The organism is Nocardiopsis sp. LOL_012 (genome assembly GCF_048060475.1).
Lineage (GTDB): Bacteria > Actinomycetota > Actinomycetes > Streptosporangiales > Streptosporangiaceae > Nocardiopsis.
Map to the genome: position 1 here is coordinate 35,447 of NZ_JBHMIV010000027.1, position 22,327 is coordinate 57,773.

Annotated in this window: 18 protein-coding genes and 1 tRNA gene; 15 read left to right on the plus strand and 4 right to left on the minus strand. The window is 70.0% G+C overall.

The features are described 5' to 3' along the window. Positions 1–16: 16 nt before the first annotated feature. The gene (gene pyk, locus ACFHWE_RS17000) at positions 17–1,450 is read left to right on the plus strand and encodes a pyruvate kinase (RefSeq protein WP_416602631.1); all 1,434 of its coding nucleotides are present in this window, start codon (positions 17–19) and stop codon (positions 1,448–1,450) included. A 152-nt stretch (positions 1,451–1,602) separates the two neighbouring features. On the opposite strand, the gene ACFHWE_RS17005 is transcribed toward pyk, so the two are convergent. Both ACFHWE_RS17005 and ACFHWE_RS17010 read right to left on the minus strand, forming a co-directional pair. Next, a complete protein-coding gene (locus ACFHWE_RS17005; RefSeq protein WP_416602632.1) occupies positions 1,603–2,604 on the minus strand; it encodes a DUF1266 domain-containing protein in 1,002 nt (333 codons plus the stop codon). Between the two features lie 680 nt (positions 2,605–3,284). Continuing rightward, positions 3,285–3,367 (minus strand) — tRNA-Leu (locus tag ACFHWE_RS17010). A 162-nt stretch (positions 3,368–3,529) separates the two neighbouring features. Here ACFHWE_RS17010 and ACFHWE_RS17015 point away from each other — a divergent pair. The 5 genes from ACFHWE_RS17015 to ACFHWE_RS17035 all read left to right on the plus strand — a co-directional run bounded on the left by ACFHWE_RS17015 (position 3,530) and on the right by ACFHWE_RS17035 (position 8,625). Next, a complete protein-coding gene (locus ACFHWE_RS17015) occupies positions 3,530–4,099 on the plus strand; it encodes an ANTAR domain-containing response regulator (protein ID WP_416602659.1) in 570 nt (189 codons plus the stop codon). A 317-nt stretch (positions 4,100–4,416) separates the two neighbouring features. Further along, positions 4,417–5,985 carry a branched-chain amino acid ABC transporter permease gene (locus ACFHWE_RS17020; protein WP_416602633.1) on the plus strand — a complete coding sequence of 523 codons (1,569 nt, stop codon included), beginning with the start codon at positions 4,417–4,419 and terminating at the stop codon, positions 5,983–5,985. Between the two features lie 12 nt (positions 5,986–5,997). Beyond that, positions 5,998–6,987, plus strand: coding sequence for a branched-chain amino acid ABC transporter permease (locus tag ACFHWE_RS17025; protein WP_416602634.1), 990 nt, complete (start codon positions 5,998–6,000; stop codon positions 6,985–6,987). Next, positions 6,977–7,810 carry an ABC transporter ATP-binding protein gene (locus tag ACFHWE_RS17030; RefSeq protein WP_416602635.1) on the plus strand — a complete coding sequence of 278 codons (834 nt, stop codon included), beginning with the start codon at positions 6,977–6,979 and terminating at the stop codon, positions 7,808–7,810. The genes ACFHWE_RS17025 and ACFHWE_RS17030 overlap by 11 nt, the downstream gene beginning before the upstream one ends. Positions 7,811–7,812: 2 nt before the next feature. Then, positions 7,813–8,625 (plus strand): ABC transporter ATP-binding protein, encoded by an 813-nt coding sequence (locus ACFHWE_RS17035; RefSeq protein ID WP_416602636.1) that lies wholly within the window; start codon positions 7,813–7,815, stop codon positions 8,623–8,625. 166 nt (positions 8,626–8,791) lie between these two features. On the opposite strand, the gene ACFHWE_RS17040 is transcribed toward ACFHWE_RS17035, so the two are convergent. Both ACFHWE_RS17040 and ACFHWE_RS17045 read right to left on the minus strand, forming a co-directional pair. Beyond that, a complete protein-coding gene (locus ACFHWE_RS17040; protein ID WP_416602637.1) occupies positions 8,792–10,045 on the minus strand; it encodes an ABC transporter substrate-binding protein in 1,254 nt (417 codons plus the stop codon). Between the two features lie 274 nt (positions 10,046–10,319). Beyond that, complete coding sequence (locus ACFHWE_RS17045) at positions 10,320–10,748, minus strand: PaaI family thioesterase (RefSeq protein WP_416602638.1); 429 nt, start codon at positions 10,746–10,748, stop codon at positions 10,320–10,322. Positions 10,749–10,818: 70 nt separating this feature from the next. Here ACFHWE_RS17045 and polA point away from each other — a divergent pair, with 70 nt between their 5' ends. From polA to ACFHWE_RS17090, 9 genes are all read left to right on the plus strand, one after another. Then, the gene (gene polA, locus ACFHWE_RS17050) at positions 10,819–13,542 is read left to right on the plus strand and encodes a DNA polymerase I (RefSeq protein WP_416602639.1); all 2,724 of its coding nucleotides are present in this window, start codon (positions 10,819–10,821) and stop codon (positions 13,540–13,542) included. 61 nt (positions 13,543–13,603) lie between these two features. Further along, on the plus strand, positions 13,604–14,038 hold the full coding sequence (arfB, locus tag ACFHWE_RS17055) for an alternative ribosome rescue aminoacyl-tRNA hydrolase ArfB (protein ID WP_416602640.1): 435 nt from the start codon (positions 13,604–13,606) through the stop codon (positions 14,036–14,038). Positions 14,039–14,436: 398 nt separating this feature from the next. Beyond that, on the plus strand, positions 14,437–15,924 hold the full coding sequence (gene rpsA, locus ACFHWE_RS17060) for a 30S ribosomal protein S1 (RefSeq protein ID WP_416602641.1): 1,488 nt from the start codon (positions 14,437–14,439) through the stop codon (positions 15,922–15,924). Positions 15,925–16,065: 141 nt separating this feature from the next. Next, positions 16,066–16,563, plus strand: coding sequence for a GNAT family N-acetyltransferase (locus ACFHWE_RS17065; RefSeq protein ID WP_416602642.1), 498 nt, complete (start codon positions 16,066–16,068; stop codon positions 16,561–16,563). A 49-nt stretch (positions 16,564–16,612) separates the two neighbouring features. Next, positions 16,613–17,212 carry a dephospho-CoA kinase gene (gene coaE, locus ACFHWE_RS17070; RefSeq protein WP_416602643.1) on the plus strand — a complete coding sequence of 200 codons (600 nt, stop codon included), beginning with the start codon at positions 16,613–16,615 and terminating at the stop codon, positions 17,210–17,212. Positions 17,213–17,292: 80 nt separating this feature from the next. Continuing rightward, positions 17,293–19,386, plus strand: coding sequence for an excinuclease ABC subunit UvrB (uvrB, locus tag ACFHWE_RS17075; RefSeq protein WP_416602644.1), 2,094 nt, complete (start codon positions 17,293–17,295; stop codon positions 19,384–19,386). A gap of 163 nt (positions 19,387–19,549) precedes the next feature. Then, positions 19,550–19,984 carry a DUF3060 domain-containing protein gene (locus tag ACFHWE_RS17080; RefSeq protein WP_416602645.1) on the plus strand — a complete coding sequence of 145 codons (435 nt, stop codon included), beginning with the start codon at positions 19,550–19,552 and terminating at the stop codon, positions 19,982–19,984. A 288-nt stretch (positions 19,985–20,272) separates the two neighbouring features. Further along, positions 20,273–21,268: a GNAT family N-acetyltransferase gene (locus ACFHWE_RS17085; protein WP_416602646.1), complete on the plus strand. Its 996-nt coding sequence runs from the start codon at positions 20,273–20,275 to the stop codon at positions 21,266–21,268. 24 nt (positions 21,269–21,292) lie between these two features. After that, complete coding sequence (locus tag ACFHWE_RS17090) at positions 21,293–22,195, plus strand: hydroxymethylglutaryl-CoA lyase (RefSeq protein ID WP_416602647.1); 903 nt, start codon at positions 21,293–21,295, stop codon at positions 22,193–22,195. Positions 22,196–22,327 lie beyond the last annotated feature (132 nt).

Below are 22,327 nucleotides of genomic sequence, written 5' to 3' on the forward strand. Positions count from 1 at the left end.
CTCTAGAGTGAGTCCCGTGACACGTCGAGCAAAGATCGTCGCGACCCTCGGCCCCGCCACCTCGAGCCCGGACACCCTCCGCGCGCTCGTCGAAGCCGGCCTGGACGTAGCGCGACTCAACCTCAGCCACGGAACCCACGACGACCACCGGGCCAACCTCGCCCGGCTACGCGAGGCCTCCGAAGCCGCCGGACGCGCCGTCGGCGTCCTCGCCGACCTCCAAGGCCCCAAGATCCGCCTCGGCACCTTCGCCGACGGCTCCGCCGAACTCTCCCCCGGCGACGAATTCACCATCACCACCGACGACACCCCCGGAAACGCCGACCGCGTCTCCACCACCTACAAGAACCTCCCCGGCGACGTCCGCCCCGGAGACCGCGTCCTCATCGACGACGGCCGCATCGCCCTCGAATGCACCAAGACCACCGCCACCGACGTCCACACCCGCGTCATCCACGGCGGCCCCGTCTCCAACCACAAGGGACTCAACCTCCCCGGCGTCGCCGTCAGCGTCCCAGCACTCACCGACAAGGACGAGAAAGACCTCCGCTGGGCCCTGCACGAAGGCGTCGACATGGTCGCCCTCTCCTTCGTCCGCAGCCCCGCCGACGCCGAAGAGTGCCACCGCATCATGGACGAAGAGGGCATCACCGTCCCCCTCATCGCCAAGATCGAGAAACCCCAAGCCGTCGAACGCCTCCACGACATCATCGAGGTCTTCGACGGCGTCATGGTCGCCCGCGGCGACCTCGGCGTCGAACTCCCCCTCGAAAACGTCCCCATGGTGCAGAAACGCGCCATCGAACGCTGCCGCGACAAGGCCAAACCCGTCATCGTCGCCACCCAGATGCTCGAATCGATGATCAGCGCCCCCCGGCCCACCCGCGCCGAGGCCTCCGACGTCGCCAACGCCGTCCTCGACGGCGCCGACGCCGTCATGCTCTCCGGCGAGACCAGCGTCGGAAAGTACCCTGTCGAAACCGTCCAGACCATGGCCCGCATCGTCGGCGCCGCCGAACAGGAATCCCTGCGCGCCTCGCACATCCTCAACCGCGTGCCCGAGACCACCGGCGGAGCCATCGCCCGCGCCGCCGCCGAGATCGGCGCCACCGTCGGAGCCAAGGCCCTCGTCGCCTTCACCATGTCCGGCGAGACCGCCCGGCGCCTGGCCCGCTACCGCTCACCCATCCCGCTCCTAGCCTTCAGCACCGAGCACACCACCCGCGGCCTGCTCTCCCTCACCTGGGGCGTCCAGACCAGCCTCGTCCCCTGGGTCGACAACACCGACGACATGGTCCGCCAGGTCGAACACGAACTCCTGCGCCTGGGCGAGTACGCCAAGGGCGACAAGGTCGTCATCGTCGCCGGCAGCCCGCCCGGAACCGTGGGATCCACCAACTCCCTGCGCGTCCACAAACTCGGCGACGCCGTCGCACTGAACAGCCAGTAGACACACCACAGCCGCACGGAAGGACCCGGGCGCCCCGCGCACCCGGATCATGAAGAGGCCGCATCAGGTCCGGTCGCGAGAGGTCGAACAGGGCGTATGAGCCGCGCCCCCGGCCCCGCACCGGAACCGATGCGGCCGACGCGCACCCGGACCTACTTCTCCTGCCCCGAGGGCACGCCGCCCTCCGAGACCACCCGCTCCAACGGCATGTCCCACGGCAACAGGTTCCACGGACTCCGCGGATCCTCCGTCAACAGCCCCAGCGCCGTCCACACCCGGTCCGTGCCGCTCCTGTCGTCCACCACACCCTTGTCCGGCCACAGCAGATACCCCGCGTGGAACGCCACACACAACTGCCGCCACGACGAGTACCGCCGCTGGAGGTCCGACGCCACCCGCCGCAGCAGCGACTGCGCCTCACCCGGACTCAGCCAGTCCAGCGTCGCACCCGCACACACCATCCGGATGACGTGCACCGACTTCCACCACTGGTAGGCACCCACCACCACGGTCCGGCCCCCGCCCCCGGAGACACCCGCACCGTCACCCGGCTCGGTCTCTCCGCCTGGAACCGCCGTGACCGTCCGCAGCCGCTCCACCTGCTCCGCCGAGAGCCGCACACTCCGGCCGGCGTCCCCGCCGCCCCGCTCCCGGGGCAGGCGCGGCCGCGCCTGCCCCGCATCCAGGTCGATGACCATGTCCAGGGTGGGCGTCGTGCGCAGCTCCTCCTGGAGCGACTCCACGGCGGCCAGCAGGGACGCCCGGTCGGTCACCCGCCACTCCAACTCCAGCATGCGCCGGTAGCCGCGGCGCAGCGAGGGGCGCACCAGCACGTCCCAGGGTTCGGCGACCGCCACACGGTAAGGGGCGGCCACGGCGGCGGCCCAGCGTTCGGTGCTCAACGGACCGTCGGGGTCCTTGGTCCGGAGCGTGGGGGCCTCACGGGAGCCGATGACCAGCTCGGCGAAGGAGCCGGCGGCCAGGGCCGCGGCCGGGAGGAACGACCAGAACGGCTGGTCGAGGGCGACGAGCACGACCGTGAGGAGGGCGAGGGGCGCCAGCAGCCAGGGCTGGCGGCGTCGGGAGCCCCAGGCCACGACGACCCAGGTACCGATGACGAACGCGCCGATCACCCCGGCGATCGCGGTCAGCACCCGTCGCTCCTCTCCATGGGTGTCCTGTCTGCACCACCAGGATGGGCGACGGAATGGGGGCGGGAAGCCCGAACCCGCGGGTTGTACCCAGGTTGTGGCCGGGATGTGACCGGTTCAGCCCACTCGTCCCGTCAGAAACTGACAAAGGGTCCAATCGGGGTGGAACTGGCCGGGTGGATACAGCGGTTCTGGGCGGAGTGTTCCGAAACGGGGGCTGCGGGCCCGCGCGTGGTGGGCAGGGGATCGAGAGGGCGGACCCGTCAGGAGTCAGGCGAGAGGGGTCGTAGAAGATCCACAGCACGTGGATTCCACGCCTGTTCTTGTTCTGTGTGATGTGGCCGTCGCCGAGGTAGGCGCCCAGCAGATAGGCGTAGGCCTCGTGGTGCAGTGATCCACCAGAGCACTCCGGGCAGTAGGTTGTGCGGTCGGAGCGGGGGCCTTCGGTTGCTGGGCTGCGGCGGTTGCCGTAGCGCCAGTGTCGGATGGCCTGGACGGAGACGCCGCACTGGGCGGCGATGGCTTTGTCGGTCAGACCTTGGGCTTTGAGCCGGAAGGTCTCGTCAACGATCTCGCGTGCATACATGGTGTGAAGCATCGATCACGCATACGACAAACCGTGGCCCTGGGTGATGTGCTTCTCGCACACGAAGAGCCGCCCGTGGGCGGCTCGTTCGAGGAAGTGCCGGAAGTGGGATTCGAACCCACAATCCCTTTCGGGCGGAGGTGTTTGAGACCTCTGCGTATGCCTTTCCGCCATTCCGGCCTATTTGTCCGTTTTGGCCGAACTCGTGTGGGGTGGGTTCCCCGTCGGGTTGGTGTGGCCCGTCAACGTTGGCGTCACGATTGACGAGGTTTGCCGAACCCGACGTCCAACATCGTAGCGGATCTCGGTAACCTCGTGTACGTGACGACGACGCAGAGCCGCGTGGTGATCGCGGAAGACGAGGCCCTGATCCGCCTGGACCTCAAGGAGATGTTGGAAGAGGACGGCTATGCCGTCGTCGGCGAGGCCGGTGACGGCGAGACGGCGATCCGTCTCGCCCAGGAGCTCAAGCCCGACCTGGTGATCACCGACATCAAGATGCCGGTGCTCGACGGCCTCTCCGCCGCCGAGCGCATCGCCGGGGAGCGGATCGCTCCCGTGGTGATCCTCACCGCCTTCTCCCAGCGCGAGCTGGTGGAGCGGGCGCGTGAGGCGGGGGCCATGGCCTACCTGGTCAAGCCCTTCACCAAGCCGGACCTGGTTCCGGCGATCGAGATGGCCGTCTCGCGCTACGCGGAGCTGTCCGCCCTGGAGGCGGAGGTGGGCAGCCTCCAGGAGCGCCTGGAGACGCGCAAGCTCGTCGAGCAGGCCAAGGGGCTGCTCCAGAGCCGCCACGGCATGAGCGAGCCCGAGGCCTTCCGGTGGATCCAGAAGAACTCCATGGACCGTCGGCTGACCATGCGCAAGGTCGCCGAGACGGTGGTCGAGACGCTCGGCGGCCAGCAGGGCTGAACCGCCAGACCCCCGACGGACACGGGGCCGCACCCGGTAGGGTGCGGCCCCGTGTCCGTCGCCTCTGTGAGGCGGGGGTGAAAACTGACGATGACGTCCGTATTGCGCGTTTCGGGTTGACGTGTGTTCAGGTCAATGCGGCATATGTACCGGTTCGGTCTCGTTTGCGCACGATGGGGTGACGGTTGGATCACGTGGCCTGAGTGGGGCTGAACGGCCAGGCTAAATCGGGCTAAACTCACCCAACCGAACAGCTTTGGACAACGGTGCCGCATGCATTCGGTACCGATCAACCCTCCGATGCGCAAGGAGCGCGCGTGCGCACACGTCTCGTGACCGTGCTGCTCGCCCTGATCACCGCGATCCTGGTGATCCCCGGGCAGGCGGCGACGGCAGACGAACAGGGCGGTGAGGGGCTGCACGGTCAGATCACCCGGCCGGAGGACAGGGATCACGGTGTCGAGGGCATCGTGATCTCCGTCTTTCAGGGGGGTGACGAGATCGCGGCGGCCGAGACCGGCCCTGATGGAATGTGGGAAGTGGAACTGCCCGAACCCGGGGAGTACCGCGTCGTGGTGGACCAGGAGTCCATCCCCAGCGAGTTCGCCGTGCGGGAGACCGCGCTCGTGGTCGACGGTGAGGCGACGGTCGTGGTCGACGCCGGTGACCGGCGGCCCCTGATCGTCGCCCTGGTTCCGGCGGACGAGGCCGCCGGGTCGGGCTCCCCCTCGCCCTCCGAGAGCGGGGAGGCGGAGCCCTCCGAGAGCGGCGGGGAGACCGCTGTCGAGGGCGAGTCGCTCGCGGCCGAGTCGGTCGAGGGCGGCTTCGGCGAGCGGTTCGCCCAACTCGGGGTGAAGGGCCTCATCTACGGCCTGGTCATCGCGATCTCCGCGATCGGGCTCTCCCTGATCTTCGGTACCACGAAGATGATCAACTTCGCCCACGGCGACATGGTCACCTTCGGTGCGATGGTCGCCCTGCTGTTCAGCACGGGAGCGTCGGGGACGGGCAACGCCCTGGTGGCGCTCTTCCTGGGGCTGGCCGTCGCCGTGGCCCTGGGGGCCTTCTTCGAGACCCGGATCGGGCGCACGGCGCTGCTGCTCGGGCAGTGGTCGGCCATCCTTCTCGGTGTCGTGGCGGCGACGGCGCTGGGCCTGATGGGCGACGCGGTGGGCTGGCAGGTGCCCCTGTGGGGGGCGGCGGTGATCGCCGTCCTGCTGGGCGCGGTGCTGGGTGCCGGGATGGAGCGCTACATCTGGCGTCCGCTGCGGCACCGCAACGTGGCGCTGATCCAGATGTTCATCGTCTCGATCGGGCTGGCGCTGGTGCTGCGGCACGTGATCCTGGTGGTCTTCGGGGTCGGGCGCAGCCAGTACGCGGGTTACCAGATCCAGGATCTGATCGATCTGGGGCCGATCTCGCTGCCGCCGCGCGACCTGGTGATCATGGGGCTGTCGGTGCTGGTCCTGGTGGCGGTGGCGTGCATGCTGCAGTTCACCCGGATCGGCAAGGCGATGCGTGCGGTGTCGGACAACCGGGACCTGTCGGAGTCGTCGGGTATCGACGTGGACCGGGTGACCCTGTACGTGTGGGGACTCGGCGGCGGTCTGGCGGCGCTGGGCGGTGTGCTCTACGGCCTGAGCGAGATCGTGGAGTACGAGATGGGCTTCCGGCTGCTGCTGCTGATGTTCGCGGCGGTGATCCTGGGCGGTCTTGGGACGGCCTACGGCGCGATGGTCGGCGGTCTGGCGGTCGGCCTGGTGGCCATGCTGTCCACTTTGTGGTTCCCGTCGCAGCTCATGCAGGCATGGGCTCTGGCGCTGATGATCCTCATGCTGCTGTTCAGGCCCCAGGGTCTGCTCGGTCGGCGCGAGCGGGTCGGCTAGGAGAGACAGACGATGGATATTCTTTCGATCCTCGCCGATTCCACGCGTTCGGCGTTCGGTCCGGTGGCGGCGGTGTACGCGCTCGCGGCGATCGGCCTCAATCTGCACTTCGGTTACACGGGTCTGCTGAACTTCGGGCAGGTCGGGTTCATGCTGGTGGGCGCCTACGGTGTCGGTATCAGCGTGTCGGTGTTCCAGTTGCCGGTGCTGGTGGGTTTCGGTGTCGGTCTGCTGTGCGCTCTGGTGCTGGCGCTGCTGCTGGGTATCCCGACGCTGCGGTTGCGGGCGGACTACCTGGCGATCACGACGATCGCGGCGGGTGAGGTCATCCGGCTGCTGTATCGGGCGGATTTCGTGGAGCCGCTGACCGGCGGCGTGTTCGGTATGCAGAACCTGGCCAACGGGTTCCGGCGGTTCAACCCGTTCGAGCCGAGTGCCCGTTACGGGTTCGGCGACATCACGTACACGGGGACGCACCTGTGGACGATGGTGGTGACGTGGTCGCTGGTGCTGGTGATGGTCGGCGTGGTGTGGCTGCTGATGCACAGCCCGTGGGGGCGTGTCATCAAGGGCATCCGCGAGGACGAGGAGGCGGTGCGCAGCCTCGGCAAGGACGTCTTCACCTACAAGATGCAGGTGCTGGTGCTGGGCGGTCTGATCGGTGCGCTGGCGGGCTGCATGATGGCGATGCACCAGGCGGCGATCCAGCCGGACCAGTTCAAGCCGCAGGTGACGTTCTTCCTGTGGGTGATTCTGCTGCTGGGCGGTGCGGGCCGGGTGTTCGGGCCGGTGCTGGGCGCGATGGCGTTCTGGTTCCTGATGGACTTCACCGACGGTGTGCTGCGGGGCATGGGTTCGATGGGCTGGCTGCCCTTCCTGGACAGTCCGGACTACGGTGCGCTCCAGTTGGCCTTCGCGGGTCTGATGCTGGTGCTGCTGATCGTGTTCCGTCCGCAGGGCCTCATCGGCGACCGCAAGGAGATGCTGATCAATGTCAAGTGACGAGACGGTGGTCGACCCGATGGCGGGTGCGGAGGCCGTGCCTGGCGCGGTGAAGGCCGATCCGATCCTGGTGGCCGACGGTGTGCGGCGTTCGTTCGGTGGCCTGACGGCTGTGGACGTGGAGCACCTGGAGGTGCAGCGCGGTACGATCACGGCGCTGATCGGTCCCAACGGTGCGGGTAAGTCAACGCTGTTCAACCTGCTCACCGGGTTCGACCGGGTGGATCAGGGGACGTGGTCGTTCAACGGGCGCAGGATCAGCGGCAAGCGGGGCCACCAGGTGGCGCGGGCCGGGATGGTGCGCACGTTCCAGTTGACGAAGGCCCTGACGCGCCTGTCGGTGCTCGACAACATGCTGTTGGGCGCCACGGGCCAGTTCGGTGAGGGTATCGCCGGTGCGTTCCTGCGTCCGGTCTGGCAGCGGCAGGAGCGGGCCAACACCCTGTGGGCGCTGGAGCTGCTGGAGCGGTTCAAGCTGATCGACAAGCGCGACGACATGGCGGGCTCCCTGTCGGGGGGGCAGCGCAAGCTGCTGGAGATGGCGCGTGCGCTGATGACCGATCCGGACATGATCATGCTGGACGAGCCGATGGCGGGGGTGAACCCGGCGCTGGTGCAGTCGCTGCTGGGGCACATCACGTCGTTGCGCGACGAGGGCAAGACGGTGCTGTTCGTGGAGCACGACATGGACGTGATCATGGGGATCAGCGACTGGATCGTGGTCCTGGCGCAGGGACAGGTGATCGCCGAGGGGCGCCCGTCCGACATCCGTTCGAACCAGCAGGTGATCGACGCCTATCTGGGCTCCCCTGAGGAGGGCTGACGATGAGTGGCAACGGGGACCCGACGCCGGGGGCCGACGAGGCCGTCGACGCGGTGAGGGCCGAGCGGTCGGCGGAGGCCGTCGGTGGTCCGGAGGACTACCTGCTGCTGGCGAAGGACCTGGTGGCGGGGTACGTGCCGGGGGTGAACATCCTCAACGGGTGCACCCTGACCCTGTCCGAGGGCGAGGTCGTGGCGATCATCGGCCCCAACGGTGCGGGCAAGTCGACGCTGATCAAGACGGTGTTCGGTCTGATCCCGGTGCGCGAGGGCGCTCTGACGCTGCGGGGGTCGTCGATCGCGGGCCTGGCGGCGCACAGCCTGGTGGAGCGGGGGGTGGGCTACGTTCCGCAGACGCAGAACGTGTTCCCGTCGCTGACGATCGAGGAGAACCTCCAGATGGGGGTGTACCTGCGGCCGAGGACGTTCGGCAAGCGGTTCGCGGTGGTCTCGGAGCTGTTCCCGCTGTTGGGGGAGCGGCGCAAGGCCAAGGCGGGGTCGCTGTCGGGCGGTGAGCGCCAGATGGTGGCGATGGGCCGGGCGCTGATGATGGATCCGTCGGTGCTGTTGCTGGACGAGCCGACGGCGGGGCTGTCGCCGATCTACCAGGAGGAGGTCTTCCAGCGGGTCAAGGAGGTCAACTCCACGGGTGTGTCGGTGGTGATGGTGGAGCAGAACGCCCGCCGCTGCCTGCAGATCTGCGACCGCGGGTACGTGTTGGACCAGGGGCGCAACGCCTACACGGGAACCGGCGGCGAGCTGTTGAACGATCCGAACGTGATCGAGCTGTACCTGGGGACGCTGGCCAGGGACTGATCCGGCTTCTTGCGAAGGGGGCGGGGCCCGTGGGGCTCCGCCCCCCTTCGTGTGTGCGTGGCGCGGTCGGTGCCCTCGCACGGGCCCTGGGGCATGGTGCACAGGGGGGCGCCCCGGGACGGACGGTGTCCCGGGGCGCCTCTCTCAGGGTGTGATCAGTGGGTGGTCAGTCGTTGAGGGAGTGCTCCTCGTAGGCGAGCACCTCGTGGCCGTCGTCTCCGAAGTGGAAGATCTCGAAGGTGGCGGCGGCGGGGTCGCCGTTGTCGTCGAAGTCGATGTTGCCGCTGACGCCCTGGTAGTCGATCTCCTCGCCCTCGGCGATGAGGTCGCGGCACTCGGCGAAGCTGGTGCACTCGGTGCCCTCGGGGCGGCTGACGTTGGCCAGCTCCTCGACGTAGACCGAGGGGTCGGTGCTGCCGGCGGCCTCGGCGGCCAGGGCGATCACGGTGACGCAGTCGAAGACCTGCGGGGCGAACTGGAAGTTCTCCAGGTCGGGGTTGAACTCGGCCAGACCGTTGGCGAACTCCTCGTTCTCGGCGCTGGGCGCGAGGCCGGTGATGCCGTTGACGATCTGCGGGTCGTCGGCGTTGACCTTCGAGCCGAGTTCGGTGTCGTTGAGGCCGTCGGTGATGAAGAGCTGTTCGCCTTCGAGGCCGCCCTCCAGGAGGCCGCCGATGACCTGGGCGCCCTCCTCGAAGGCGATGAGCGCGACGGCGTCGGGCTCACCGTCGGAGACGGCGTCGACGACCGAGTCGAAGGTGGTGGCGTCGGGGTCGTAGGTCTCGTTGACGGAGACCTCGGCGCCCAGGTTCTCCAGTTCGCCCTGGAGGGTCTCGGCGTAGCCGGCGCCGTAGTCGTCGGCGCGGGCGACGATGCCGACGGAGACGTGTCCGGCCTCGACGATCTTGCGGGCCATGACGACCGCGGAGAGCAGGTCGCTGGGGGCGGTGCGGTAGTAGTAGCCGCCGTCGTCGATCTCGCTGAGGACGGCGCCGGTGTTGGAGCCGGAGCACTGGACGATCTCGGACCCGGTGATGGTGTCGTAGGTCGCCTGGGTCATGCCGGTGGCGGCGGCGCCGATGACGGCGTCGGCACCGTCGGCGACCAGGGAGTTGGCGGCCTCGTTGGCCTGGGCGGCGTCGCCGGCCTCGTCGCCTTCGAGGAGGGCGGGGACCTCGGTGCCGAGGATGCCGCCGGCCTCGTTGATCTGGGAGATGGCGTACTGGGCGCCGCTCACCTGGGGCGGGCCGAGGAAGGCGAGGCTGCCGCTCTGCGGGTAGAGGATGCCGAAGTTGAATTCCTCGCCGCTGCCGGAGGCGGTGTCGTCGCCGCCTTCGTCGCTGCCGTTGGCGCATGCCGTCAGCCCGAGAACCAGGGCGGCGGCTGCGGCGGTGAAGCCCAGGAGCTTCTCTCTTGCCATGTTCGTGGTCACTCCGTTCAACTGCGTCCTGTATGCCCGCGGTGTATGGCATTGCTTGCCGAGGGACGTTAGCGGAGCTTAATCACGAATGTTCCGGACGTGGAAGCGACGTTCACCCGTTGGTGCCGACTCGCTGTCAGGACGTTATGCCTCTGTAGTCATCGCTGGTGAACGGGCGTCTGTGTTATGCGGCGGTAACGTGACGATGTGTCGCGGGTTTCGGCCATGACAAAGCCCGGCCGTCCAATGGCCGGGCTTGTGGTGGTTGTGGTGGTCACTGCTGGGGCGGTTCGATCAGCATGCAGGTGAGCCGGGAGGTGCACACCTTCCGGCCCTGGTCGTCGGTGATGGTGATGTCCCAGGTGGCGAGGGTGCGGCCCAGGTGGACGGGGGTGGCGGTTCCGGTCACGTGGCCCTCGGTGGCGGAGCGGTGGTGGGTGGCGTTGATCTCGATGCCCACGGCGACGCGCCCGAACTTCGCGGCGTGCAGGGTGGAGCCGACGGAGCCGAGGGATTCGGCGAGTACGCAGGAGGCGCCGCCGTGCAGGAGGCCGAAGGGCTGGTGGTTGCCCTTGACGGGCATCCGGCCGACCACGCGTTCGGCGGAGGCCTCGGTGACCTCGATGCCCATGGTCTCGCTGAGGCTGCCCGCGAGCGCTTCGGCCATGGAGCCGAGGGACAGGGCCTGGGATTCGGTGGTCATACGGTGCCTTTCGGTGGGTGGCGCGCCCGCTCGGCTGCGGACTGTCGGTTCCGCATCCTAGGATTCACCTGTGGTGACCAAGCGAGAGACCCCCGACCAGACCAAGCGCCCCCGGCTCCTGCTGCTGGACGGCCATTCGATGGCCTTCCGCGCGTTCTTCGCGCTGCCTGCGGACAAGTTCGGGACCAGTACCGGGCAGTCGACGAACGCGATCTACGGGTTCGCGTCGATGCTGGTCAAGCTGTTGCGGGATGAGGAGCCCACGCACGTGGCGGTGGCGTGGGACCTGTCGGGTCCCACGTTCCGGGACGAGGAGTACGACGGCTACAAGGGTGGACGCTCGGAGACCCCTCCCGAATTCCCCTCGCAGGTGCCGCTCACCCAGGACCTGATGCGGCTGGTGGGTGTGGCCAACCTCTCGGCTCCGGGGTTCGAGGCGGACGACGTCATCGCGACGCTGGCCCGCCGGGGCGGCGAGGCGGGGATGGAGGTGCTCATCGCCTCCGGTGACCGGGACGCCTTCCAGTTGGTGACCGGCGACTGCACGGTGCTGTATCCGGGCAAGAGCCTGTCGGACCTGCGGCGGATGACGCCGGAGGCGGTCGAGGAGAAGTACGCGGTGCCGCCGGAGCGGTACCGGGACCTGGCCGCCCTGGTGGGGGAGAAGGCCGACAACCTGCCGGGCGTGCCGGGAGTGGGGCCCAAGACCGCGGCGAAGTGGATCGCCAAGTACGGGTCGCTGGAGGAGCTGGTGGCGCGGGCCGACGAGGTGACCGGCAAGGCGGGGCAGAACCTGCGGGACCACCTGGACGACGTGCTGCGCAACCACCGGCTGAACCGGCTGGTGACCGATGTGGACCTGGGTGTGGACGTGGCGGACCTGGCGGTGGGCGAGGCCGACCGGGCCGGTGTGGACGCGCTCTTCGACAACCTGGAGTTCGCCTCCAACCTGCGGGAGCGGCTGTACGCGGTGATCCGCACCGGGAGGGAGGAGGAGCCTGCCGGGGGCGAGGAGGGCTTCGAGGTCGAGTTGACGGTCGCGGGCACCGGTGACCTGGCAGCCTGGCTGGCCGGGCACGCGGGGCGGGACCTGTCCGGGGCGGCGCCCGCCGGTGTGGCGTTCGACGGCGCTTGGGGCGGGGGGACCGGCCGGGTCGACGCCCTGGCGGTGGCGGTGCCCGACGGCGCCGCCGTGTACGTGGACCCGCGGCTCCTGGGGCCCGAGGACGAGAAGGCGCTGGCGGCGTTCCTGGCCGACGGGGACGTGCCGAAGGCGGTGCACGGGGCCAAGGGCGCCGCGCTGGCGCTGGGCGCGCACGGCTGGGAGCTGGGCGGGGTGGTCAGCGACACCGCGCTGGCGGCGTACCTGGTGCAGCCCGGTCAGCGCAGGTTCGACCTGGCCGACCTGGTCCGCAGGTATCTGGGCCGGGAGCTGGAGGAGTCCGAGGGCGGCGGCCAGATGGCGCTGGACCTGGACGACGGCGGGGACCAGGGTGCGCTGGCGGTGCGGGCGGCGGCCGTGCGGGACCTGGCGGGGGTGCTGGCGGCGAGGCTGGAGGAGCGCGGCGGGGGCCATCTGCTGCGCGGCGTGGAGCTTCCGCTGGTCGGTGTGCTGGCCCGGATGGAGCGTGCGGGGATCGCGGCGGACCTGGAGTACCTGGAGGGGCTCCAGGGGGAGTTCGCGGCGCAGGCGCGCGCCGCGGTGGAGCGGGCGCACGAGGTCGTGGGCCGGGAGTTCAACCTGGGCAGCCCCAAGCAGTTGCAGCAGGTGCTCTTCGAGGAGTTGGGGCTGCCCCGGACCAAGAAGATCAAGACGGGCTACACCACCGACGCCGACGCGCTGGCGTGGCTGGCGGCGCAGACGGACAACGAGCTGCCGGGGGTGCTGCTGCGCCACCGGGACCAGACGAAGCTGCGGACGACGGTGGAGGGCCTGATCAAGACGGTCGGCGACGACGGCCGTATCCACACGACCTTCAACCAGACGGTGGCTGCGACGGGTCGGCTGAGCTCCACGGACCCGAACCTGCAGAACATCCCGGTGCGGACGGACGTGGGTCGCAGGATCAGGCGGGCGTTCGTGGTGGGTGAGGGCTTCGAGGAGCTGCTGACCGCGGACTACAGCCAGATCGAGCTGCGGATCATGGCGCACCTGTCGGGGGAGAAGGCTCTCATCGACGCGTTCAACAGCGGCTACGACTTCCACGCGCAGATGGCGTCGCAGGTGTTCGGTGTGCCGGTGGAGGAGGTGGACGGCCAGGCCCGGTCCAGGATCAAGGCGATGAGCTACGGCTTGGCCTACGGGTTGAGCGCCTACGGCCTGTCCCAGCAGCTCGGGATCGCCCCGGACGAGGCGAAGAAGCTGATGGAGGACTACTTCGCGGTGTTCGGCGGGGTGCGCGACTACCTGCACGAGGTGGTGGAGGAGGCGCGCCGGGCCGGGTACACCGAGACGATCCTGGGTCGGCGGCGCTACCTGCCGGACCTGACCAGCGACCAGCGCCAGCGCCGTGAGATGGCGGAGCGGATGGCGCTCAACGCCCCGATCCAGGGGTCGGCGGCCGACATCATCAAGGTGGCGATGCTCCAGGTGGACGCGGCGCTGTCCGAGGGAGGGTTCGCCTCGCGGGTGCTGTTGCAGGTGCACGACGAGCTCGTGGTGGAGATCGCCCCGGGGGAGCGCGAGCGGGTGGAAAACCTGGTGGCCCACGAGATGGGGTCGGCCTATGATCTGCGTGTGCCGCTGGCGGTGTCGGTCGGCAGCGGGCAGAACTGGTACGAGGCCGCCCACTAGCGCCCTCGCGAACCCCGGTGGCGGGGCGCGCGGTTGGGGCTTCGGGGCGGCGGAGAGGGAGGTGTGCACGGTGGCGGATGATCTCAGCGTCGGCTCGGTCACGGTGCCCTCAGCCGACCTCGTGTGGCGGTTCTCCCGGTCCTCGGGGCCGGGCGGGCAGCACGTGAACACCTCCGACACCCGGGTGTCGCTGTCGTTGGACGTGGCCTCGTGCCGGGGGCTGGGGGAGACGCGTCGGCGGCGTGCCCTGGAGCGGTTGTCGGGGCGGCTGGTCGGCGGGGTGCTGACGGTGACGGTGCAGGAGTACCGGTCGCAGGCGCGAAACCGGGCCGAGGCGCGGGAGCGGTTGGCGGAGCTCCTGGCGGAGGCGATGGCGCCGCCGGGGCCCCGGCGGCGGCCCACGCGGCCGGGCCGGGCGGCGCGCCGCCGGCGGGTGGAGGACAAGCGTCGGCGGGGCGATCTCAAGCGGTCCCGCTCGCGTCCGCCGACGGACTGATTTTTTCCCGCGCTCTCGCCCGGAGCCCGTGCGGGGGCGGCTCCGCGGCTCGGCACCCGCGCGGACGTGGGCCGGCGCATGGTTGATCTTGACCCCTATGCTCGGGTAAATTGCCGCCAACGTGGCCTTGGCGGGCTTTTTTGGCCTGGGTTCGGATTGACCGGGACGCCCATGTCTCATATTCTGGCTGGAGCGTTGTGGGTTCGTGCGGTCGTGTGCCGTCTCCCGTGAGGGATCGGTGATCGTACCGCTTCGGTCAGCACTCTGGAACCCGGCGGTCTCGGACGGTTCTCTCGTCCCGGTGTCCCTGGTTCTCTTCATCTGGATGGCGATCGGCGGGCTCGAACTCGCGGCGTGCCCATTTCCTGAACCTGTCCGTATCCGGAGTCCACCCACAAATGACGAGCAGCACCGAGGCCACCTCGACACCCCAGGTAGCGGTCGACGACATCGGGTCCGAGGAAGCCTTCCTCGCAGCGATCGACGAGACCATCAAGTACTTCAACGATGGTGACATTGTCGAGGGCACCATCGTGAAGGTCGATCGAGACGAGGTCTTGCTCGACATCGGCTACAAGACCGAGGGTGTCATCCCCTCCCGGGAGCTGTCGATCAAGCACGACGTCGACCCCGGCGAGGTCGTGGCCGTCGGCGACCAGGTCGAGGCCCTGGTCCTCCAGAAGGAGGACAAGGAGGGCCGCCTGATCCTGTCCAAGAAGCGCGCCCAGTACGAGCGCGCCTGGGGCACGATCGAGAAGATCAAGGAGGAGGACGGCGTCGTCACCGGCACCGTCATCGAGGTCGTCAAGGGCGGACTCATCCTCGACATCGGCCTGCGCGGCTTCCTGCCCGCCTCCCTGGTCGAGATGCGCCGCGTCCGCGACCTGCAGCCCTACGTCGGCCGTGAGCTCGAAGCGAAGATCATCGAGCTGGACAAGAACCGCAACAACGTGGTCCTGTCCCGCCGCGCCTGGCTGGAGCAGACGCAGTCCGAGGTGCGCCAGACGTTCCTCAACACCCTCCAGAAGGGCCAGATCCGCAAGGGCGTCGTGTCCTCGATCGTCAACTTCGGCGCCTTCGTGGACCTGGGCGGCGTCGACGGCCTGGTGCACGTCTCGGAGCTGTCCTGGAAGCACATCGACCACCCGAGCGAGGTCGTCGAGGTCGGCCAGGAGGTCACCGTCGAGGTCCTCGACGTGGACATGGAGCGCGAGCGCGTCTCCCTGTCGCTCAAGGCGACGCAGGAGGACCCCTGGCAGCAGTTCGCCCGTACGCACCAGATCGGCCAGGTCGTTCCCGGCAAGGTCACCAAGCTGGTGCCCTTCGGTGCGTTCGTGCGCGTGGAGGAGGGCATCGAGGGCCTGGTCCACATCTCCGAGCTGGCCGAGCGCCACGTCGAGGTGCCCGAGCAGGTCGTCCAGGTCGGCACTGAGATCTTCGTCAAGATCATCGACATCGACCTTGAGCGCCGCCGCATCAGCCTGTCGCTGAAGCAGGCCAACGAGGCCGTCTCGCCCGACCAGGTGGACTTCGACCCCACCCTGTACGGCATGGCCGCCGACTACGACGAGCAGGGCAACTACAAGTACCCGGAGGGCTTCGACCCCGAGAGCGGCGAGTGGCTCGAGGGCTTCGAGGCGCAGCGGGACGAGTGGGAGCGCAGCTACGCCGAGGCGCAGGCCCGCTTCGAGGCGCACCGCAAGCAGGTCGAGGAGGCGCGTGCGGCCGAGGCCGACGCCGCCAACGCCCCGGCCGAGGAGGTCGAGGAGGAGTACACCGGTGGCGGCCAGGCCGCTCCGGCCTCCGAGACCGCCAGCAGCGGCGCGCTGGCCTCCGACGAGGCGCTGGCCGCCCTGCGCGAGAAGCTCGCGGGCGGCGACGCCTGATCGCGCTGAGGCGCTAGTACGGCTGGAGGGGCCGTCCCCGGTTCGGGGGCGGCCCCTTCGTCTTGAGAGCGGGGGCGGGTGCTCCCGCCAGGGCCGGTGCGTGTGGAAGACTCGCGGTGCTGGACCCAGCGAGGAGGCGGTGTGTTCGACATCCGGCCGGCGGTCCCCGAGGACGCGGGGGAGATCCTGACCGTGCAGCGCGCGGCGTTCGTCGACGAGGCGCAGGCCTGCGGCGACCCGTTCGTCCTGCCCCTCACGGAGGGGTTGGAGCGTATCGGGGGCCTCCTGCGCCAGCGGGACGTGCTGGTGCTCAAGGCGGTCGAGGGCGGCCGGATCGTGGGTGCGGTGCGGGTGGGCGCGTCCGGGGCCAACGGGATCGTGAGCAGGCTGGCGGTGGTTCCGGACCGGCGTCGGCGGGGGATCGCGACGGCGCTGCTCACCCGGGTGGAGGAGGAGGTGCGGGCCCGCCGTCCCGAGGTGGCGTCGCTGACGCTGTTCACCGGGGCGCAGAGCGCCGAGGAGCAGCGGCTGTACCGTGGCCGCGGGTTCGCGGTCACGCACCGGGAGAGGGTCGCCGACCACCTGGTGATGGTGCACATGCGCAAGGAGCTGGCGGCGGTGTCCGCCGAGCCGCGGTGAGGGCCCGGGGCGGACACGGCGGCGGTGGTGGTGGTCTAGTGTTTCTCGCATGCTGAGAGTGGGACTCACCGGAGGTATCGGTTCCGGCAAGAGCGCGGTGTCGGCGGAGTTGGCGCGCCGGGGCGCGGTGGTCGTCGACGCCGACGCGATCGCGCGCGAGGTGGTCGAGCCGGGGACGGAGGGTCTGGCGGAGGTCGTCGCCGAGTTCGGCGAGGGCGTGCTGGCCCCCGGCGGGGGGCTGGACCGGGCGCGGCTCGGGGAGATCGTCTTCTCCGACGGGGAGCGGCTCGCCCGGCTGAACGCGATCGTGCATCCGCGGGTGGCCGAGCGCAGCGCGGAGCTGATGGAGCAGGCGCGGGAGTCGGGGGCGGAGGTGGTGGTCTACGACGTTCCGCTGCTGGTGGAGAACGGTTTGGGCGGGCTCTACGACGTGGTGGTGGTCGTCGACACCCCCGACGAGGTGCGGGTGGAGCGGGTGGCCGCCGACCGGGGGATGGCGCGCGAGCAGGTGTGGGCGCGGATCCGGGCGCAGGCGGGCCGGGAGGAGCGGCTGGCCGCCGCCGACCTGGTGGTGGACAACTCCGGTACCCGTGAGCAGCTCGCGGCCGGGGTCGGGGAGCTGTGGGAGGCGCTGCTCGCGCGGGCGTAGCCGGGGTGTCGTTGGCGCTCGGTAGCGTGGGAGTGGACGGGCGCGGGTGCCGCGCGGTCCGCGAGGCGAGGAGGGGCGACGTGCGACCGGTCACCGACATCGAGCGCAGTGAGGCACCGTTCAGGGTGGTCTCGGACATGACCCCGGCGGGGGACCAGCCGGCGGCCATCGCCGAGATCGCCCGGCGGGTGGAGGCGGGTGAGGCGCACACGGTCCTGCTGGGTGCGACGGGCACCGGCAAGACGGCGACCGTGGCGTGGACGGTGGAGCGCCTCCAGCGGCCCACGCTGGTGATGCAGCCGAACAAGACGCTGGCGGCGCAGTTCGCCAACGAGCTGCGGCGGATGCTGCCGCACAACGCGGTGGAGTACTTCGTCTCCTACTACGACTACTACCAGCCCGAGGCCTACGTCCCGCAGAGCGACACCTTCATCGAGAAGGACTCGTCGATCAACGACGAGGTGGAGCGGTTGCGGCACTCGGCGACCAACTCCCTGATCACGCGGCGCGACACGATCGTGGTGGCGTCGGTGTCGTGCATCTACGGCCTGGGCACGCCGCAGGAGTACGTGGACCGGATGGCGCGGCTGTCGGTGGGCATGGAGGTGGACCGCGACGAGCTGCTGCGGCGGCTGGTGGAGATGCAGTACGCGCGCAACGACGTGGACTTCTCGCGGGGCACGTTCCGGGTGCGCGGCGACACCGTGGAGATCATCCCGGTGTACGAGGAGCTGGCGGTCCGCATCGAGATGTTCGGTGACGAGGTGGAGCGGCTGATGACGCTGCACCCGCTCACGGGGGAGGTGCTGGAGGAGAGCGAGGAGGTGTTCCTCTTCCCGGCGTCGCACTATGTCGCGGGGCAGGAGCGCACCGACCGGGCGGTGGCCTCGATCGAGGCCGAGCTGGCCGAGCGCCTGGCGGAGCTGGAGGGGCAGGGGAAGCTGCTGGAGGCGCAGCGGCTGCGGATGCGTACCACCCACGACCTGGAGATGATCCGGCAGTTGGGGAGCTGTTCGGGGATCGAGAACTATTCTCGGCACTTCGACGAGCGGGAGGCGGGCAGCGCGCCCAACACGCTCCTGGACTACTTCCCCGACGACTTCCTGCTGGTGCTGGACGAGTCGCACGTGACGGTGCCGCAGATCGGGGCGATGTACGAGGGCGACGCCTCGCGCAAGCGGACCCTGGTGGAGCACGGGTTCCGGCTGCCGTCGGCGATGGACAACCGGCCGCTCAAGTGGGGGGAGTTCACCGAGCGGATCGGCCAGTCGGTGTACCTGTCGGCCACGCCCGGCAGGTACGAGCTGGGCCGGTCGGGCGGGGATGTGGTGGAGCAGGTGATCCGTCCCACGGGCCTGGTGGACCCGGAGGTCCTGGTCAAGCCGACGGACGGGCAGATCGACGACCTGGTGCACCAGATCCGGGAGCGGGCCGAGCGTTCCGAGCGGGTGCTGGTCACCACGCTCACCAAGAAGATGGCCGAGGACCTGACCGACTACTTCGCCGAGCTGGGCATCCGGGTGCGGTACCTGCACAGCGAGGTGGACACGCTGCGCCGGGTGGAGCTGCTGCGGGAGTTGCGGGTGGGTGAGTTCGACGTGCTGGTGGGCATCAACCTGCTGCGCGAGGGGCTGGACCTTCCCGAGGTGTCGCTGGTGGCGATCCTGGACGCGGACAAGGAGGGGTTCCTGCGGTCGGAGACCTCCCTGATCCAGACGATCGGCCGTGCGGCGCGCAACGTGGCCGGGCAGGTCCACATGTACGCCGACAACGTCACCGACTCGATGCGCGCGGCGATCGACGAGACCAACCGGCGCCGGGACAAGCAGGTGGCCTACAACACCGAGCACGGGATCGATCCGACCCCGCTGCGCAAGGAGATCGCCGACATCCTCGACTCCCTCAGCCGGGAGGACGTGGACACCGAGGAGCTCATGGCGACCGGGTACCGCAGGGCAGGGCGGGGGGAGAGCGCTCCGGTGCCCGCGCTGGGCCGGGGGGCGGAGGTGTCGGCCATGCCCCGCGCGGAGTTGGCGGGGCTCATCGGTGAGCTGACCGAGCGGATGCATCAGGCCGCGGCCGATCTGCAGTTCGAGGTGGCGGCGCGGCTTCGGGACGAGATCGGTGAGCTCAAGCGTGAGCTGCGCGGTATGGACGAGGTCGGGCTGGAGTGAGCCGGGGCCCGTCCGCGGGTGCGGTCGGGGGAGCCCCGGGGCGATATCGGATCAGGTACGTTCGGGCAACGGTTGTGTCGCGTGTTTACCTTCGTGTGACATACCCTTGGGTTTGCTCGATAACTGTGTCGGACATGCCGGGTATCCGGTCGCGGGGGAGTTCATGAGGGTTCGGCTGCTGGTGAGGTCGGGGGCACTGTTGGTCGGGACGGTGTCCGTGGCCGGGTGCGCCCTGGTCGGTGGAGGGGAGGGCGTCGACGACGCCCCTTCCCCGAGCATGCCCCAGACGGCGGGGACCGCGTCCGAGCCGGTGGCGGACGAGGACACCCTGGTGGTCTCCGACGACGGCGTTGAACTGCGCGAACCGTGCGACGGCCGGGAGGTGGTGGTCACGGCCGACGACGCCGAGGTGGTCCTGGACGGTGCGTGCGGCTCGGTCAGGGCCACCGGCCGGGGGACGACCGTGGACGTGGGGTCGGCCGATCGGATCGTCCTGGTGGGGGTGGACAACGTCGTCTCCTACGCTTCGGGCGACCCGGAGGTGATCAACCATGGCAGGGGCACCTCGGTGGTCGAGGGCGGCGTCGCCGGCGTGTGAGACCGGAGGGCGCACCGGTCGTGTCTTCGGGTTGATCTCCCCGACACCCCGGAGCGACCGTGCATCCGTTACCTTGGTGGGGAGCCGTGCCGACGACGGGGTCGGGCGGGGAACAGAGGGTTCGGCCCATGGAGGGTGAACTCTCGCCGTCCGTTCGGTGAGGACGTTCTCCGGTCTGCAACCGAAACGGTACGGTCGAGCAGTCTCGCTTGAGAAGGCACGAGGAGCCGCCCGGCCGTCGGATCGAGGACGTGCGCTGAAGGTGAGGGCCCGCCAGGGGAGGGGTGGATGAGCGGTTATGTCGCGCGGGTGCGGCACGACGAGTCGCCCGGAGGCGACCTCGGACTGGACCCGCTGGTGCGGTCCGCCGCGCAGCGCTGGGCCGAGTCCGACCCGCTGCTCCCACAGCCCACCGGTTTCGCCCCCGACAGCTATCCGCTCGTGACGGTCAGCGACGAGTCGGGCAACACCGTCGCGGCCGGGAGCATGCACTACACGTGGTACCAGCCCGGCGAGGTCGGCCGTATCTGGGGCGTTCCCGATCAGCACTGGCTCACCCCGGTCGTCGGCGGACCCGAGCCGGCCCGCGCGCTGGACTCCCTCCTCACCAGTTGGCGCGACCAGTTGGAGGACCTGCCGACCGGCACCGGCTCGGAATCGGCCGCCCTGGTGAGCTGGCCCGCCCGGGACGTGTGCGGGATCATCCCGCTGCAGCGGCACGGCCTCCAGCCCTACACCGTGCTGGCGGCCCGCCAGCGCCGCCGGGGGGTGCCGCCGTCCCTGCCGCCGCGCGACGTGACCATCCGGCTGGCCGACCGCAGCGACCTCACCCAGGTCGTGGGCCTGCTGATGGAGGAGCACCGCTACGAGGAGCACTTCGGCGGGGTGTTCCTCCAGGAGGACACCGCGGAGCAGACGCGCGAGGTCGCCGCGCGGGCGCTGAACCGCTCGCGTTCGTGGATCTGGCTGGCCGAGCGGCGCGGCCGGGCCGTCGGGCTGATGTGGGTGTCCCCGCCGGAGCGCTCCCGCTGGGCCAAGTCGCTGGTCAACGCGCGCCCGATCGCCCACATCGGCTACGGGGTGGTGATCGCCGCCGAGCGGGGCAACGGGATCGGTACCGCCCTGGTGGGGCAGGCGCACCAGGCCCTGGACAGTCACGGTGTGGGGGTTTCGGTGCTGAACTACGCGGCGATGAACCCGTTGTCGGGGCCGTTCTGGCACCGGATGGGGTACCGCCCGGTGTGGACGACCTGGGAAGTCCGTCCGGCGCTGGCCCTGCGCTGACGCGGGCCGTGCGAGGGAGGGCCGATGGGCTCCGATCGGGTGGAGATCGTCGAGGTGGGGCCGCGTGACGGCCTCCAGAACGAGGACCGCGTCCTGTCGGTTCGGGACCGGATCGAGCTGGTCGACCGCGCGGTCGAGGCGGGTGTGCGGCGGATCGAGGCGGTCAGCTTCGTCGATCCGGCGCGGGTTCCGCAGATGGCGGGCGCGGAGGAGGTCATGGCGGGTGTGCGCCGTGTGCCGGGGGTCCGCCACATCGGCCTCGTGCTCAACCGCCGAGGTCTGGAGCGCGCGGTGGCGGCCGGGGTTGGCGAGGTCAACGTCGCGGTGCCCGCCACGGACGGGTTCTGTACCCGTAACCAGGGGCGTACCGTCGGGGAGATGCTGGACGCGCTGGCCGGTATCGACGCCGAACTGGCGGGGACGGGCATCCCGTTGAGCGTGACCGTCTCGACGGCGTTCGGCTGTCCCTTCGAGGGCGAGGTGGACCCGGAGCGGGTGGTGGAGGTGGTCCGGCGCATCACCGGGACCGGTGCGGTGGAGATCGCGCTGGCCGACACCATCGGTGTGGGGGTGCCCCGCCAGGTGCGGGACCTGGTCCGCCGGGTGGCGGAGGTGGCGGGCGGTCGGGCGCTGCGCTGTCATTTCCACAACACCCGCAACACCGGTTACGCGAACGCGCTCGCGGCGGTGGAGGAGGGCGTGGGTGTGCTCGACTCCAGCCTGGGCGGTTTCGGCGGCTGCCCGTTCGCGCCCGCGGCGACCGGCAACATCGCCACCGAGGACCTGCTGTACCTGCTGCACCGCAGCGGGTTCGAGACGGGGGTGGACCTCTCGGCGGCCGCGGCGCTGGGCGAGTGGATGGGCGGGCGCCTGGGCCGTCGGCCACCCGCCTATCTGGGGCGTGCGGGGGGCTTCCCGGCCTCCTGACCGGGGCGCGTCCGGCCGTTCCCGGTAGAGGAGGGCGGACGGCCTGTTATCCTGGTGCCCCGTGGAGTCCGCGGCGCCGGCGACGTCCCATCGACCGCCCGGCACCGGACCAGCCGCACGGCCGCTCCGTCA